Below are 17,247 nucleotides of genomic sequence, written 5' to 3'. Positions count from 1 at the left end.
ACACCAAGAGCAGTAGCCTGTTGACGCATTTGAGCGGCAAGTTGAGTGGTGAATTTCCCAGCGGTCCAGTCTTTTGTCACTTCGAATGAATACAATGGTGACAATGTAAGTGGTGTCACATTACGCAGTGGAGTGGTTGTCGGATCTTCGCTAGGATCCGAACCAGACCAATAAGTGGCGGTTACGCGCATCTTCCGTTTCGAGCTGCCTAGGATCGCAGCCTGTCCTGCCGTGAGGATCTGGAACAGTTTGGAGAGTGCATCTTCAAGGGTGTCGCCTTGAAGCTCTGCAATCTCGGTCTCAGCTATCAGTGGTGATATACGCGTTGGGAACATGGTCAATGGCGTCTGATATACAAAGGCCGAGTTGATCTGCTCGCCGGCCAAAAGATTAGCGTTCCGTGAGATTGATGTCCCTCCCCATGCATCCTGCAGTCCCATAACATTGAGACGATAGTAGTCGAGACCCATTGTCAGCACACCACTGAGAGGAATTGTCTGACCCTTGATGTCAAAGATCAGTTTTGTGCCCATTTGGCGACTACCGATCAGTTTCGGTTTCTTTGAGGGTTGCTGTCCTGAGATATCTTCAATAGTGATATCAGGCCAGAGTAATTGACGTGAGACCATGAGCGCCTTGGTTTTATCCTGGTACTGCACCCGGAAGGTTTGCGGCGCGGCTATGTTTTCATCGGCCGAGAAAACCTGCTGAGCATTTGGCGCGTAGATCATCCAATCGCTACCAGATGTACCGATATCAACTTGTTCTTCATCCCCGAGTTCAAAACCATAATCAGAGAAAAGAGCTGACAACTCGGGAGCTACTTGTTTTTTGTCCAAATCACTGACGAATTCAGGAACAATTTCTTGATCCGTACAGTTGAAGACAAAGTCATCTGGATCTATTGAGAAATCGACTTTTTGTCCTATGCGATCCATTGATATTGACGAAATCTTCGCGGGAAGCCCTTTGGTAAGGATTGACACTTGATAGATGTAGCCCCGCTCTGGAAGGGACTCGGCAAAGTTCATCAAGCCCAAGCTTTCCCAAGCCTTCCCGATCAACTCGGCCGCTTTAGCTAGCGCCAGAACCGCATGGGTCGCGTTTGTTGGGGCAACCTCTGCCGTGACCTCTTTCAGTATAGCCAGATCTGGAGAAATCTCAGTCCACACTGTCGAGAATGAAGCCAACAACTCAATGATCGTGTCGTAGCGGCTGTCTCCCGCAAGCGGAGAGTTGACCCCACCATCCGGATGGTTAAACAGCACCTCAAGGGTCATCGTATCCTGGGCGGCGAATTGTCGCGCTGCCGTGAATGTATAATCCCATTGCGCCAGTGTCGCGACTTTGTCTTGTGATGGATACGAGCCAGTTGCGTTTTGCTTGGACACAAGTGCCGGTTCCGGGTAGCCCCTTAGCGGTACGGGTATCTGCTGCTGTCCAGCAGCGCCATCAGTGTTACCAGCATTATCAAGCGGGATCACAAACGAAAGCCAACTGGAATCCTGGTACCCTTGAACACCGGTAATGGCATGTCGGTCGAACTCAAGTTGATTGACGTGGTAGTCCAGGTTCAATGTCACATTGCGCTGAACCGATGGGTCTTTCACGCCAAACGCTGTCGTCAAGCGAGAGCCGCCACTTGCCAGCGGTGCTTTTGCTGTCGAGAGTGATATTTGCGGTATGAGTACCAGACCGTGAGGAGGCTCAGTCTCGTTAAGGGAGTAGCTTCCCGTCTGGCTTCCCGCATCAATGCTGCCAAGGTTTGTCGCGAACGTCGTTACATCACCACCAAAGTGATCTACGACTGCTTGAAGCGTATCGGTTGGTGATGGCGTGAAGGTATCATCGCCAATCGTGACGGCAGTGCCGCTCCTGAAGAAGTTTGACCTATCAAGGTTGGCTGTGATGACGTCGCTTATTTCTACATTCGACCAATCAGCTACCGCGGTCACACTTGTGAGATCCGCCGGTGCAACTGTTGAGGTGACATTGATTGCAGTCCCTGACCTAAAGAGTGGCGCGGTGGCACCGATGATTTCCATCTGCGTCGCAAGTTCAGACGCGGTAAGGCTGAAGTTAGCCGCGATTGAGCTCAGGGTGTCAGAGGTCTGGGTCTTGTAGGCTGCCTTATCACCCGTTTTCAGCTTGATACTCAGCCCCGACGAGATGATGTTTTTCGTTCCGGCTATAATGAACGCCAGATATTGACGGGACACGCCAGCTAGCTCGGCCAGCGGTCCCATAGGGTTTGTATCGTCATCACCAGCTTGCAAAGAACGGCTCAAGGCACCAGTGTTGATAACCTGCGCATTTAACTTGCCAGAAATCTGTGGCGCGGTGGTCGTGTCTGGTATGACCCCGCCACCCGAGATGCTCACATCAAACTGGATCAATGACTGAGTGCTATAGGCGTTACCGAGAGCAATCAACAACTGCTGCTCCATCGCTTCGGCAGCCTCTTTCAGACCGTCGTTCACGCTTGCGACAATGGGAGCAACGGTCTGGCTCAGGCCATTTGCAATCTTTTGCTTGGCACTGATGATCGTTTGAATCGCTGCTTGCGTCTTTTCATTGCGAGACCCTGCTACCGCATATTCGGGCGATAGAACGAGGTCGATAGCCGAGAAGAGTTGCTGTTGCCACTGATCTGGATCGGCAGACCGGAACTGCGAAGAACTCTTGGTCATCTTTAACCCGTCGGAGGAGTTATACGTCCACTCGTCAGCCGCGCCATTCCAGGCGGTCGTTGTGAGTGGTGGGATAGAGAAGTAGCGTGCACTCTTATCCTCGATCGCATAGCTCATATTCGCGCCGCTGTCAGAGAAGTTAACAATCCAGATGCTCTTGTCTTTGCTGCCGGTCGAGCTGTTTGCGACAGCTGCTTTCATCGAGGCCCGCTTGAGCATCTTTTGCCCCTGGGTCACTTTTGGACCGGTCGCTACTTTTAGACCAGGGTAGGCGCTTTCGAAATCGCTAGCGAACTGCTCAAGCGACTTCTTGTTGGTTTGCGCATCTGCTGCAAAGGGGGCCGGTGCGATTGACGCATTAGAGGAAATCACCCTTGGCGCGTTCTCGAAACCACTTGCTGCGTATGCTGGATCGCGAGAAACGGACAAGTTTACACCAAGATTCAGGATCGACTGTTCCAGATGCGCTGTGACCGCCGCCTGAATGCTGACGATTGCCACCGGCGTGATGATGGTGCGTTTCGACAGTTTGAGACTTGCTGCTGTGAGCGCAAACTCTGCGATCGAGAGCACATCCTCTTTCTTCGCAGTCAATTGATTGTTGATGCGCGCAAGCAGCAAGGAGAGCGTATCATTTGGCTCGACGGAGAACTGCATGCTGCTGACAGTTATCGTCTGGCCTGGCTGTATCAGTGAAGGCAGGCACGCGTTTGCGGCAATGACATCAGCAGACGTGCTGTTAAGACGCAGTCCAAGACCTTCAACGCTTTCGCCCTCTTGTGAACTGATCACCCCTGTGATCATCGTGGAGCGAGCTCGTAGTGTATCTGTTTCCCCGCCGATCTGCTCTGCGAGTTTCTGCATAGTCAAACCAGTTGCATTGCTGACTGATTGGGGCGTGTCTTGCAGTGTCGGATTGATGGTGCCGCTCGGTCCCTTGATCACGGCGTCTGAGAACAGGGCAGGGATGTTCAGGTTTGCGTTGAGAAGGGTACTGCCATTATCGCTGCCAGTGGCTGTCACGAGGTCATTCAGGCTTTGTCCGCTGCCGATCTCAACAGTGCCTGCCTGAATGGACTGATTATCACCACTGTAGGGTATGAGGAGGCCGGTATTGTCTTCAAACGCAACTTTCGGGTTGTCAGAAATAACCTGCCCAACCGTGGCTGAGTGCGATTGAGCGATGTCGCTCAGCGTTTGCCCTTCTTCAATGGTAACCGTGTCATCTTTGATGAAGAGCGATGTACCGAGAGGCCAACTGTTCGGGACATTGACATTCGCGGTGATGAAGTTTGTGATCGGATCAGAGCTATCCCCATCAGGGGCACCAAAGTCACTGACCAGAGATGCGATCGTATCGCCTGAATGGGCGATCACCGCTTCCACGCTGAGCAGTTGGCCGGTTTCAAATATGCCATTGAGATACATATTTGCCATAGCGACTTCATCGACGGTCACCACAGGCGCGCTCGGATCGTTATCCGGGTTGATCACGTTCGTAAAGTACGTTGCTGCAGTCTTGAGAGAGCGTTCAGTCTCTGTATCGCCGTCCGGACTATTCGAATACTCATAGGTTTTTCCGGATACAGGGTCCGTGTAGGTCAAAGAGATACCTTTACCCAACTGAACTTTGGCATTCGAAGTAGCCAAACCAGGGACACCTCCGGCCGTGGTTGCGACGGCACAACCGAACTCTTGCGCCAAGGCGCTCAAGGCTTGACCGGGAACATCCATGGTAACGGATCGTGATTTGGTTCTGAATGCTGTGTCCTGGGCAACGGACAGAGATTTGTTGTTCCCTGCTAAGGTTGCAAGGTCAATCTCGTTATTGAGCCTGTTGATAATAGCCTGAGGGCTGTCACCAGTCTTGGTGATCGTGTTCAACGGCAGCGTGAGCGGCGTTCCGATACCAAACAGCAGATCAGCTCGCGCCTGCTCGTTCACCTTAGCAAGATCCTCGGTAATAACAGGGTAATTTGCCAGCAGATCACCGAAGTTCTTAAAAGTGGCATTTGGACCTAGCCTGACACGCGTTTGCTCGATTGTTCCGGCAATCGACATGAAGATATAGGCAGAGTTCGCCATTCCCAGCAAATCGTAGCGAATAGACTGGCCAAGTGCTGTGGAGTTTTCCATATCTCCGAGCGTTGTCGACAAGCGAGCAGTGATGTCGGGTTGCTGCAACTGATAGGATACCGTCTGGTATTGCAACTGCGCCTTTACGGAACGTGTTGCCGCCGATGTGACTGAAAGCTCCGATGGCAATCCACCGGGCATAGCAACTGCACTGGCATCGGGAAGGAACTGCGAAGGCGCCAATTGCGCAGAGACGAATAGCGTCGGTCCGGCCCCCTCTATGGGAGCGAAGCGGTACGAGGATGTCACAGACGGCCAGGCTGCGAGGCCCAGAAGCTCATCTGTGTATCCCGTGTCGGACGTTGCATTATTCAGATGACTACCTTCAGTGCGGTTGCCAAGAATGTCTTGAAGATCAAGAGATATCCCGGCTTGGCCGCCAACAGCGACGGCACTGTATGGGTTTCCTTTGGCAGGAGCTAGGTGATCATTCACGATTGCCCGGTTGTTCTGGGCAAACGCTAGAAGCGACATGATCTGACGATAATCCCACACAGTGTCGTCTGTATCATTCGTCGGACCTGCAGGAAGCCCCTCATTTGAAGCTTTCAGGATGTCATTGCCGATGAGCTGGAAACCTGCAAGGTTGAAAAGCGTATTCAATGCTGAGGTTTCTGTCTCTTCTGAACCGACCACTTCGGGATTGTTTCTCGTGATCGTGAACCCGGCGTGGCCAGGTGGCATGCTGGCAGATAAGCGCAACGTGTTCCCTGCGACAGTGATCGGCACACCAGCCATCAAGATATCATTAGTTGCGTTCAGATCTCCGAGCAGTGACATATCCACATTCTTCGCATGAGCGACCGACGCAAACGTATCGTTCTTGCCAATCGGATAGCTACCACCCATTGGCAGAAGCATGTTCTGACCAACGGCAAGAAGGTTCGCCCGGTTTGCGTTCAACGAAACGAGTGACGCGGGATCAAGGAAATCGTACTCGCGGGATATTGAAGCGAGAGTATCTCCGGCATTCGTCGTCTGAACGGGTTTGCCTGCTAGTTGCAGCTTGGCCCCCGTGGTTAGGATATCTGGCACCGGAGCCAAGTGGTTCGTAAGCTCGGAGACGGTTTGCCCTGTATTCTGAGCAATGGACAGGAGAGAGTCCGAGCGCGTCACAACATGACCGGAAACCACTGATCCGGGACGGAGAATCCCCATCACCAACTGATTGATTTCGGCGAGGGAGGCACCAGTAAGACCCAGTTGAGCCGGCGCAGATTGCGCAATGCGGTCGAACGTGTCCGTGCTAGCAATTGTGTGGGTGACAGCCTCAAAGAACGTGCTGTGCGCACTTTGATCGACGTTGTCGCCGACGATCAAGACGTTGTTGAATGCTTGCGCGATTGCATCGTTAACTGTTTGGTTATTCAGCACGACGATGACCTTCAGAGTAGCCTGCCTCCCATCCCGGAATAAAGTTCCAGGCAGCCCAGGAGTGCCATCTTCCTTGACGTAGTTGAGATAGTAACCACCGGATTTCACGATCGAGCATTCCCACAGAAGTTGTAGGAAGTCGCGGGTATCTACAGTCTCAAGCGTGGCAAGGGAGTCATCAACGAGGCCAGTATTGAGCATCTCAACGGCAGAACTCCGGATCAGCGTTTGGAATTCGCCATGGCTTTCCGTTGAGAGGTTTGTCTTGAGCAAGAATGTCTGTGAGCGGTTCAACAGGTCTGTTGTCTGCGTACCACCGGCGGCCAGCGCATTTTGAGCTGCGTAAGCTATGTATATTGATCCGTTGATGGTGCTATCAGTCACCATATAGGACCAAAGATTCATCAAGCGTTGTAAACCGGCCTGGTCAGTGCCAGACACCAAGTAAGTTCCAAGCTGACCGTCAGCTGGCTTCTGGATGGTAACGTCGATGGCGGTTGCATAGCGGGCGGCCTGAAGCTTCGTTGTGTTAACACCGCCATCCGTCGTCGGCGTGCCAAAGCAAGCTTGATACGGCAGCATGCGGTCGGGACTTTCTGCGATAGCCGAGATCAGAGCGTCAGGCATACTCCATAGCCGAGGCGTGTTTACGCGCTGATTGGAGACGGAGATTCCCTCCGGCATATCTTCTGTCGCCCACGTTACAGTTGCTGATACGGTCTGGCGATCCGGGACGTAAGTATAAAGCGGAATGGAGTCAGGGACGATACCGGTCGTGTCAATTGCAGTCGTCTCAAACTGCGCAATGCGCCCGATTTCTTCAGGAAGCAGGTCAATCTTTAGGCCATCAGTCGGCGCTTTAACCCAAGGAACATCAGTTGAAGAAAGTGTTAGCTCGTAGCCTTTGCTCGGATCGGGTGCCTTGAGCGGATACTCTTGGCCGATCAGGGCGTAGAGTGGATACGCTGTGTCAGTGTCATCCACCATCGATTTGAGTTCTATGAAGTTCGGATCAGGCAGGCGCAAGCCATTCAGCATGAAGCGTGTCGACATGTTGAGGGCGTTTGTGTAATTGCCAGTCGAGCTCATCATCTGAGCCAATAGTGATTGGCGCATACCCGGAACGGCCTTTACAGCCAAGCTATTCGCATTGTCAGCAAACAGACCGGCTACGTTGGAGATCCGGCTAGCGAGCTGCTCAAGTGACAGGTCATAGGACTGGGTGATCCCAGCAAGAGAATCTTCGACGCTAACGGTATGGGTGACATTGGTCGCCAACATCGCCACATTCGCGGCCAAAAGGCCTTCTGCGGTCGTCATCGTCGTCTTGGAGGAGAGGTCCTGAACGGACATGCCAAACTGGCGACTGATGTTCCCTATCGTGGTGAAGTAGGGGATTGCTACAGTCGTGCTAGCGGCAAACTGGTGATCTGCGGTGACGCTCCCATTCCATTGCCGTATTGACTGCACTGCTGCCGATTGTGCGGTGGTGGCTGGCGCAAAGAGCTTCGCAGCCAGAGTTGTTGGCGTGTCACCAACAACTGCGGAGTAGGAGAGGATAAAACTGTTACTGCAGATCGCAGAGACAGTTGGCAATTTCATCACCTGTCCAGCCTGCAATCTAATAGATGGGTTGCTCACGAGCAACTCTTCGAGGGTGGTTTTGTTGTCTGCAATAAAGGTCGACAGCGGCTTGGCCGTATCCACCGAAACCGACTGGTCGCGATCCGTTGTGCGCGGGATAGTGATCGTCTGTGGGGCGGATAATTCCAGTTTGCCGTTCTGCTCAAACAACTGAGCTGCTGTGACATTGTCGTTCAAGCTATACCAATAGGCATAGACACCGTTGAAACTGTCGCCCTCACGCGTTGTATAGCTCAGATCACCCAAGGCGATCACTTGGCCTTGACGGAACAAGCCACGGTTCTCTTGATTGACGGCGACGAAGTTTTGAACATCGATTCCAAACTGGGATGCCAGCGAGGTCAGTGTGTTACTGTTTTGCGTTAAGAACGAAATATCGCCGAGTGCCAGAGAGAGGCCGTCGCGCAGGATACCGGCCTTCTTTTGATTGCTCTCGGCCACTGCGTAGGCGGATACAACCAGCGGCACCAGTAGTGTCGTGCCTTTGGCGAGCGGGTTGAAATCCACCCCGGGGTTTGCATCGCTCAGAGTTTGGGCGGGAATGCCAAAGTCAGAAGCGATTGAGGCAAGCGTTTCGCCTTGGAGAGAGGTGTGCAAGATCCGCATCGCAGGAACGGTGACCTTTGTTCCTGTTGGCAGTGAATTGAAGTCTACGTTCGGATTTGCAGCCTGCAGCTCAGTCGTTGTAAGGCCGAAGCATTGTGCCAGAGCATCCAGTGTATCGCCGCCTTGAGATGTATAGACGACGCTCTGCAAAGGTATGAATACCGGATCACCAACGCGAGGCTCAGACTGTGCGTAATCAGGGTTGGCTGCTAGTAGAACGTCAGCTGAGATGCCAAAATATGTCGCGATCTTTGCAATAGTGTCGGCATCGCGCGCGGTGTAGTCATTGTTGAACAGGTTCGCCAACGAACTCAGCGACCCGTGTTCGGCGAGGCCTTCTGGCAGCGGTAGTTCTGCTTCGGTAAGGAAGCTCTTGGTCTGTTGCATCAAGCTGCGCGCGACCATCAAGAAGTAGTAGCGGAAGATCAGCGTAGCCATGCTGTCTTCAGCCTCATTATTCTGTGCCGCACGCGCATTCCAACCGTTTCGCTCAGCAAACTGCGCGGCCAGATCTGCGAAGTATTCCTGAATCTGCTGCTCATAACCTGCCTGCGGAATTCGGTCCTTGAGGAAGTTGATAGAGAAATCCGGTGTCGTGAGCGAGAGTTCCGGGATCATAGCCATCACGGCCATTGGAACCTCGTCACCGTTACCGGGGTCCTCTGTTGGGCGCTCCTTCAAGTTAAACTTGATGTTATGGTCAACAAAGAACTGCTGAAGGTTTTCATAGCTGAAGATATCAGTCGAGGCGGTGGCTGCCTTGAGTGCCTCAAGGATTTCGTCGACAACCGCAGCCGATAGAGAGCCCTGCTCGTGATCAATGGTTTCAGCCAGCCAGTCGGACATAAGCGAGAGAAGCTGGTTTGTCGCACTCTGAGGGGAAGTCGAAGTTTCGAGACCAAGGAGCAGTGCCAGTACTGCGTTCTTACCCTCGGATGGTGGCTTGGGAGCCCCGTTAAACGCGAAATCTGAGCCTTTCGCCTGGGAGAAGAGTGGTATCGCCGTGACATCTACATTGATCGGAGAGCCTTCGCCAACAGTGTAGCGCCGCAGCACACGCTTCGCGGACATCGCGCGCGCCGGGCGGCTGCGCAACTGACCGTATTGGCGCTGACGAACGAATGGGCTGCGCGCGCGATAGATACTGCGTTGTACCTCATCATCGTTGGACGGCGCTTTCAAAATCCATGGGGTGGGAGTGTTTGAGCCGATTGTAAAGCTTTCGGTGATCGTCGCCGAGAAGCTGAAGTGGATGCGGACAAAGATGATCTTGATGCTAACCCGGACGCGAACACCGGCACTGACGTTGAGCAGGATCTCACGATAGCTTTCCATGTCGATATCGGCGGAGACATAAACGGTTAGCGATACATCCGCTTGAATGATACCGAAGTCCACCGAGGCATAAACCTGACCAATCACGGCCAACGTGCCGCGCAGGTGGAAGTAGTCTTTTGCTGGCAGGGATTGGTCCGTTGGGTTGAACCAGCTGAGTGTACCCTGAAGCATGCCGCCGACAGTGATACTGATGCCACCAGACAGGATGCCCAACGACAGGGTTTTCCCGACACCGACCTGCAATGCGAAACCAAACTCGATGACCGGGCTGAAATCGCCATTCGAGATTTGTGGGATGGTGGAGGATGTTTCGCCATTGAGAACACCGAAATAAAAGCCACCATAGCCGATGAACGGGAATACCTGCACCGAGAAGCTGCGCGAGAAGTCTGTCAAAGAAGGCGGAAAGCCAGCATCAATGCGGAAGTTACCGTTCGTGTAAATATCGATGGTAACGATCGGCAGCGTGATAGAAACAGCCCCGAATTGCAGATGGCGCATCTGATCGGGCAGCGTGAGTTCAATATGATAGACCCCGACATCGTCGCTGATCTTGCGATAAATGATCTCGAAGCGCAGGCCTGCCAGAACGCCCGCGCGCGACCCGGCAAGCTGGATGAGAAGCCCATATACCCGTGGGTCGTTGAAGACGATGCTCAGATTGACAGTGGACATTGCCGTGAAGCGCGTACCGATCATCCAGTCTGAACCGGCATCATAAGCAAGTCCAGGCAGCTGGTTGGCCGGGTTGTCTGTCGGGTTTCCGATTGGAACCAGCGCAGCTTCAAGCTTCTCGATGACACCGTCCATGGTCGGTGGAATGTCGCCACGAATGGACATACGCTGACCGATGCCTAGATATTCGAGGTCGAATACTTGGGTGCCGGTACCCGGCACGACTGGCGGCTGCTCGTTTATTGGATCCCAGCTGAGCGGTTCACCGTTGTCGCCCCCGTAGCCCTGGCCGAGGAACTCGCAAGTTAAGGCGAGATTAAATTTGGGCTTTCCGTACTGCTTCACATAGGTGAGCGTGAAGTTATCAATCTTGATGAAGCCGAGGTCGATGTCTAGGTCCATATCGACTTCGATCTTTTTGGTCTTGAGGTGCACCTTGACTGTCAGGTTGGGCAACGAGATCTGCTCAAGAGCATTCCAGGGCTCGCCAAGGGAGATATCACGACCGGGCTGAGCGAATGAGAGCAAGAAAGCAAAAAGATCACCAACATTGCTGTTGTCGAGACTGACAGCTACGAACGGATCGGTGTCCTCTTTGTGATAAACAACCGTCAGATCGCGATAGGCGAAGGTAATATCGGTCGTTGTTGGACTGAATACATATGAACAGGTCAGAATCATATTGTTGATATCAACAACCCCAGACAGATGTCCTGAATACTCTGCCGGAGCGGATTTGTCGGCTCGCTGTGATTGAATGAGGAGATCTGCTGAGATCGTGACAGGCAGGATGTCCATCTTCCAGAGCAGACTCGTGTGAACCATGAACGTGTTATCTGACGTGTCGAACTGGGCATCCAGAGCTGCCAACTGAACATCCGGAAGTGCGCTGCAATCAAATGGTAGCAGTTGACTTGCGATATTCTTCAGTGAGACCGGCTCGTCCGACACCAACAATCCGGTGAATATCCAAGATTTGGACTGCGTCGATGTAAGAGCGCTCACTGAAAGAGGAATTCCGAGGAATTCCGTTTCGGCAATAATTTTTGCGGTGAGGTCTGTCGGCGTCCTGTTCAGATTGAGCTGCAGGCTGTTCAAGGAGATACCCTGAATTCCGCGGCCGAACTCGATAGTCCACGGATCGCCCGATGGTTGAATTAGCCCGCGAAAGGTGTATGCACCTGTTGCGGGCGTCACTGAAGCGCTCAATCCCCCGACGGGCGTGACTATGCCGGATTTAGGGAGAGTGGGTAGACCAGGGATAATGTTTAGAAGCTGCAAGATATCAATCTCGACAGCGTTTGATGCAGAGAGGGTAACCCCATCGGCTCCCCGATCTGCTCCTCCGTCCAATACGGGGAACGAGAGACCACCAAGAAACTTCAGGTTCTCGTTGTTGTTTAGCTTGAAGTGACCGTTGATGAATACGTAGCCAGACAGATCTCTTGCGATCTGGAAAGTGAAATCGACACCCTCGAGGATTGCTAACCCCAATGGTAAAAGAGTGATCTCTGTTTGGACAGAAATTGTTGCTGAGGAAACGAGGGTCTTGTCGGCTTCGTAATTCAGGATGAATTCGAGCCTCGAAAGTACGAAACCATCGCCTAACGGGAAGCGGTTGGGAACGCACGCGTCAGCGGCTTCTCCCATAAGCAAGCTTGCAATATCAGCTACAGAATTTAGCGCAAGGTTGAGCGCGCCAGAGCTCAAAGTAGGCTGAGTTGACGATTCCAAAATCGGGAAAGTTAAATTTACGATTGCTGGGTTTAGCGTACCGGTATCGAACAGAGCTGTGCCGTGACTTGTGTCCAGACCTGTCGCACTTGAAACAAGATTGATTCCGGCTTTTAATGGAAGCAATCCCGCAGTCGGTAACGCTGTTGTATTGGGCGAAACTAGGTTGAACGCGGGTGAACTCGACGCATCTGCCGTCGGCCAGTTGGTGATACTGCCACTCATCGGCGCAGGCGATGTCTTCCACATACGTTGATAAGCATAGTTGGGGACGGGCTGTCCGTTGAACGTGACGATAATTCCGGCGTCTGAAGATGCAGCGTTGAAGGTTGATGTGGAAAACGTCGTTTCTGCTGCGGGAGAACTCGTGCTTGCGCCATATGTGGATGGATTCGCAGGTTTCAGTCCAGGGAAAGCCGTTCCAAGAGTTTTACTGCCCTGAGGGGCAACCGTCGTGACTTCAAGCTGCGCTGTGTTCGTCCCGGAAATCGTAAATGTGGCAGATGCGTTCGGGCTATCGAAGTTGAAAGAATGACCGACGATTACTCCAGCCAGAACTATTTCGTTACCCGATGACGGTGGCGCGGCATTCGTCAATTCCATCACAATGGAATTCGTCGGGAAGAGGTTCTTGTCGTTTAGCAACTCAGTGATTGGTTGCGAACCAAGAGAGTTTGTCGCAGCCAGATTAAGCGTTTTGAGGTCTGCGGAAATATATCCGTCCGCCAACAGCTTGTTCCACAGGTCCTGGATTGGGGAGCCTGCTTCCATCTGGTTTGTTCTCTGGTTCTTGGTCGACATTATTCAGGCTCCTGTGCCGTCAGCATAGCTTGCTTTAGGTCGGATAGTGCGGTTTGGGATTTCAGAGCGGTCAGACGGGGCTCTGTTTTCCCGCCAGCTTTCCCAGCGCCATTCTTGACGTAGGATGCATACCAGCCGAGGGCTCCACTGGTCTGGGCGTCCGGATTTCCAAACATCAACAGATCTATTTGGCCGTTTGGCGGGAAGCTCAAAGCAAGTAGTTTGAGGGCGATGTCACCGAGCTTGAGAATGTAGGTAGGGGGTGCCACAAGGAACGTGATGTCTGCGAAAGCAAGCTTGAGGACACTTTCAATTGGTATGGCGCGTTCACCACCCTTTACGCCGGGTAGGTGCAGTCCAATGTAGATTTTCGGACCGGAGGTGGCCCCAGAGGGAGCCCACGCCAATATGAGGCTCGCTGTAAAATCTATTTTTGCAGCAAGAGCACCAGCTGAGCCAAGATCGAGTTCATAGTTCAGTCCGAACCAGGGAGCAGAGAGCTCGCTGCCTTCCAAGGGTGAATCCACAGGCATAAAGGCTAGACTGTTTGGCGTTACGTCACCCAAGCCTTGCGTCAACGACGTGAGTTTCATCGGGAAGTGGGACGCCAAGCTTTCGGGGCGCACCTGACTATTTGAAGTGTCCATCAGAATGCTTTGTGCGTCGAACGCGAAGTTTCGGTACTGTGGTGTCCCAGGGTCAAAGGACATGTCGATAGACAAGTTGGAGTAGGCTAGGCCACTCACGTTGTTATCGCCTGGAGACTGATCAGTCGTGCCATAGGAGAACAGGTCGAACTGCGCCTGATTGATGAAGCTAATGGCTCCAGTCAGGGTGAATGTTGAAACGACAGTTGTTAGGTTCTCGACGTCTTCTCCATCGGTAACTGTGACAAAACTCGCAGACCTGATCCCTACGGAATTAAGCACCTCACTTGTCATCCCATATGAGGTAGCGTTGACCGTTGAGAATACGTAGGTGCCGCTGTTACCAGACTTCTGGTAGATGCCGTACAGAACGAGATTGTTGCCCGTCGAAGATCCGTTTTGCGTGCAAGGTTCAGTAAATAGCTTGTTGATCAAGAGTTCGATCTTGCTAGAGAACGAGACAATTTCAGAATTTGCAATCCCGACCTTCAGAGAGTTTACTTTGAAATCGTAAGGATCGGAACCAGTCAGATCAGCTTCGTCTTCATAATCTATGAGGCCAAATACTGAACTTGGACTGCTCGTATACTTTGAACCAGCGCCCTGGGCGGGTGCAACTGGCGTGACCGAAATTCCAACGTGATGCGCTTGGAAGCGCGAGGCATCAATCCCTGCGGCAAGTCCTTCAAGCTGGGGAGGCAGGCCGGTGAGAGGGACTTGTGCATTTAGCGCCAGAACGCCATTCCACGTGTCACTCTCCATGACAGTGTTGACGAAATATGCAAGGTCATTGTCACCGGCTTCGTATCGTGCCAGTGACGTATCTAGAATTTGTTGAATGCGTTGGCGTGTACCCTTGGGCGACGTATTGAAATCTGTGGCGGAAGCCCATTGAGTAGTGTCATCGACAAGCTGCGACAGCTTCTTGTTGCAGAACTTGAAAACCAGGATGGTGTTGTGGGTCACCCAACGCCAAGGGGAAAGATCAAATTCCCAATCAGCAACAAACAGACTGAAGTCGCCCAGACCGTTTCTGATTGTGTCGAAGTACTCGGCCATTTGAGTTGGGTCTAACTGTGTCGCTAAGTCTGTCCGTAAATCAGTGAGGTTCGACCATTGTTTTGGAACCATCTCTACAAGTTTGGCATTCACATCGCTGTCGGTGATTGAGAGGGCCAACTGGCGTTGTCTGACAGGCGTTAGTGAGTACGGCACTGAGGAGCATGCGTTCATGATCTCCGCACCAGTAATCACCAGAAACAGCTGGTTGGTCTGCAGTGCTGATTGAAGCACACCAGTTACGTCGCTGAGGATCAAACGGTCGGACCTATTTTCAGGCGTGTTGGCCGTAGTGGACTGCCCCAAAGTCAAGTTTTGCCACGTAAACCCGAAAGTCCCCTGTCCAAGTTCAAGCAGCAAACCTTGCGGAGTAGTCGAGTATGGTGGGATAGGAAGGGCGCCGTCACCGGCTCCGAGCGAGCGAACTTTTGGGTTAGTCTCGACCAAAGCTTGCACAATGGACCTGCGCTTTGGAGACCAAACCTGCGTTTCTAGGTTATTGATATCGTCTGCATCGATGTTGGTGCCGGTAACGGACCTGTACGGGAGCATCGGAAAAGCAGAAAATCCTGTATTGGTTTGAGCCTGCTGATCGCGCAGTTGCCCGACTGAAACAGGCAGGTAGGTCAGAAAGGCCGCGTCAGTTGAACCGTCCTGAGACTGATGGAGGACAGAGCTGTCAGGCTGGGCAAAATACGCTGTGTCTGGAGCAGTGGCAAGCTGGACCCATGACGTTCTCCCTGCGTTGGTGAGATTGCCAAATACCCGTGGTTCATCGACCTCTTCGCCTGAAGAAAATGTCATGGCGAAAGCGTTCATGTGCGGCATGAACTCAAGAACTGGATTGACGGCATTTTGCAGGTATTCGACGGTAGACAGCCCGCCCATCAACGTGCTTTGCAAGGACGACACACTCGCGCTGACCTGGTTGCCATCAGGAATAAGTTGGAACTCAAACGATCCTGCTGGTGCCAGATAAAGCGACTGGTTCCTTGGTAAAACGACAGGGTTTCCGTTTGCGTCGACGGCGATCAACCGTTCGGTGAAGACCAGTCCAGCCTTTGCGGCCGGTTTTAAACTGATCTGCTGGCCAGATGCGGTCTGATAGTAACTGCTCAGCGAGTTCTCTGGCACAGACAGATAACTCCTGTCCGTATTCAAAGGTGCCAATGGGTCAATGGTGCCTGCTAACGCCAAGGTGGCGTCGGGCATACTGACGTCAAAGACTCGGTGCAAGGTGCTTTGGCAATACCCTCCATTCACCTCGGCAGTGAAGCTGCGTAAGCCGATATCGAAGAGATCAGAGGTCGTCGTATCCGCAATGGTGAAAGCCAGAGTGATGACATTAAGTGGCTTGGCATCGCCCAGAAAATTGATGCCAAGCTGCGTTAGAGGAAGGGTTGATGGTGCCGACTGACCGGTCGGAGTTACCGAGATGTTTCCGGGGGCAATTCCAAGCTGGGTAGCCGCCGCAGAAATTTTCGCCCCAAGTGGTATATCAATGGAAAAGTTACCGAAGGAAACCTCGGTCGTTCGTGTTGCGGTGACCTCACCTTCTTCAGATTTAGTCGCGTATAGAACCATGGCAGCAAGTGTCGTTGTTGCCGTAAACCACGCGATCAGTGCGTTTTCTCGTGCAGGGTTAGCGAAGAAAACCTGTGCTTGTTCTTCAAATTGCGGAAGGTCAGAGGCTGCTGTTGCTGGGAACTGAACGAACCATCCAGAATAGGATAGCAAAGCGTCCTGTAAGCTAACAGACGGGGGGAGGTCCTGAACTGATGGGGCGAACAGGTAACCACCGGAACAAAGCCCACCACCTTCTTCGGGCGATACATAGAGTTTGGAGCCAGTACTGCTGGGGATCAATCCACTCATTCGCCACCTCCCGGCTCTACGTAAAGATGCCCATTTTCGCCGAAAGAAACTTCACTGTCGTAGGCATAATCATTCGAGGAGTCGTAGACCGTTGCGTAGACATCGCCCTGTCGGAAGCTGACGCAATGAAGTTCAATGTTGCCATACTCATCAGCTTCCATCGTCAACGCAGACGGTAGAGAAACATCGGTTGCTGCAGCGAGCGGACGAAGTTCAACAAAAGCGCCAGGGATTCTGCTACCGTCGTCGTCCTTGTCCGCGGCGTATACGGTCAGCGTTACCTTTCCAGCAACGTCTGAGGAAGGCTGATCTGGTCTTGGTAATGTGATTGCTTGAATCCCGTAACTTGGCGGTTCCGCGCGCTCGAAGGTTACGAACACAGGAGTGTACGCGACTTCGACGTTGAATCCACCGTTCACAGAAAAAGGATTGTAGTTAATATTTGCTACCCAGACATTGGCATTGTCCGACATCGGATAAATTTCGCCTACGCGGAGTGATACTGGCTTGTCCCCTTTTAGGCCGTAAGCGATGACTACTGGCGGGAAACTATCGCTCAAATTTTGGGTTCCATCTCCGGTAGCGCCAGAAGTGCACTTTTTAGGTAGAACGAAATCTGCTGCTAGACTTGTTGAGGCTGTTGCAATTGATCCCATAATTGCTGCCAT

Annotated in this window: 3 protein-coding genes; all 3 read right to left on the bottom strand. The window is 52.6% G+C overall.

The genetic code is table 11. From position 1 onward, the window contains the following. On the bottom strand, positions 1-12,998 hold a 12,998-nt coding region (locus tag ACN0R1_RS17235), incomplete at its 3' end, for a LysM peptidoglycan-binding domain-containing protein (protein WP_417585114.1). After that, on the bottom strand, positions 12,998-16,579 hold the full coding sequence (locus tag ACN0R1_RS17230) for a hemagglutinin (RefSeq protein WP_417521874.1): 3,582 nt from the start codon (positions 16,577-16,579) through the stop codon (positions 12,998-13,000). The genes ACN0R1_RS17230 and ACN0R1_RS17235, both read right to left, overlap by 1 nt. Beyond that, positions 16,576-17,247, bottom strand: coding sequence for a hypothetical protein (locus tag ACN0R1_RS17225; protein WP_417585112.1), 672 nt, complete (start codon positions 17,245-17,247; stop codon positions 16,576-16,578). The genes ACN0R1_RS17230 and ACN0R1_RS17225 overlap by 4 nt, the downstream gene beginning before the upstream one ends.

Origin of the sequence: Nitrincola sp. (assembly GCF_048264025.1) — a bacterium.
Taxonomy (GTDB): Bacteria; Pseudomonadota; Gammaproteobacteria; order Pseudomonadales; family Balneatricaceae; genus Nitrincola.
Note: the sequence above shows the minus strand (reverse complement) of the source record. Positions and strands in the feature narration are given on the sequence as shown.

Coding starts and splice junctions, on each gene's coding strand:
- ACN0R1_RS17230 (WP_417521874.1), bottom strand. CDS start 16,579: ATGAGTGGATTGATCCCCAGCAGTACTGGCTCCAAACTCTATGTATCG.
- ACN0R1_RS17225 (WP_417585112.1), bottom strand. CDS start 17,247: ATGGCAGCAATTATGGGATCAATTGCAACAGCCTCAACAAGTCTAGCA.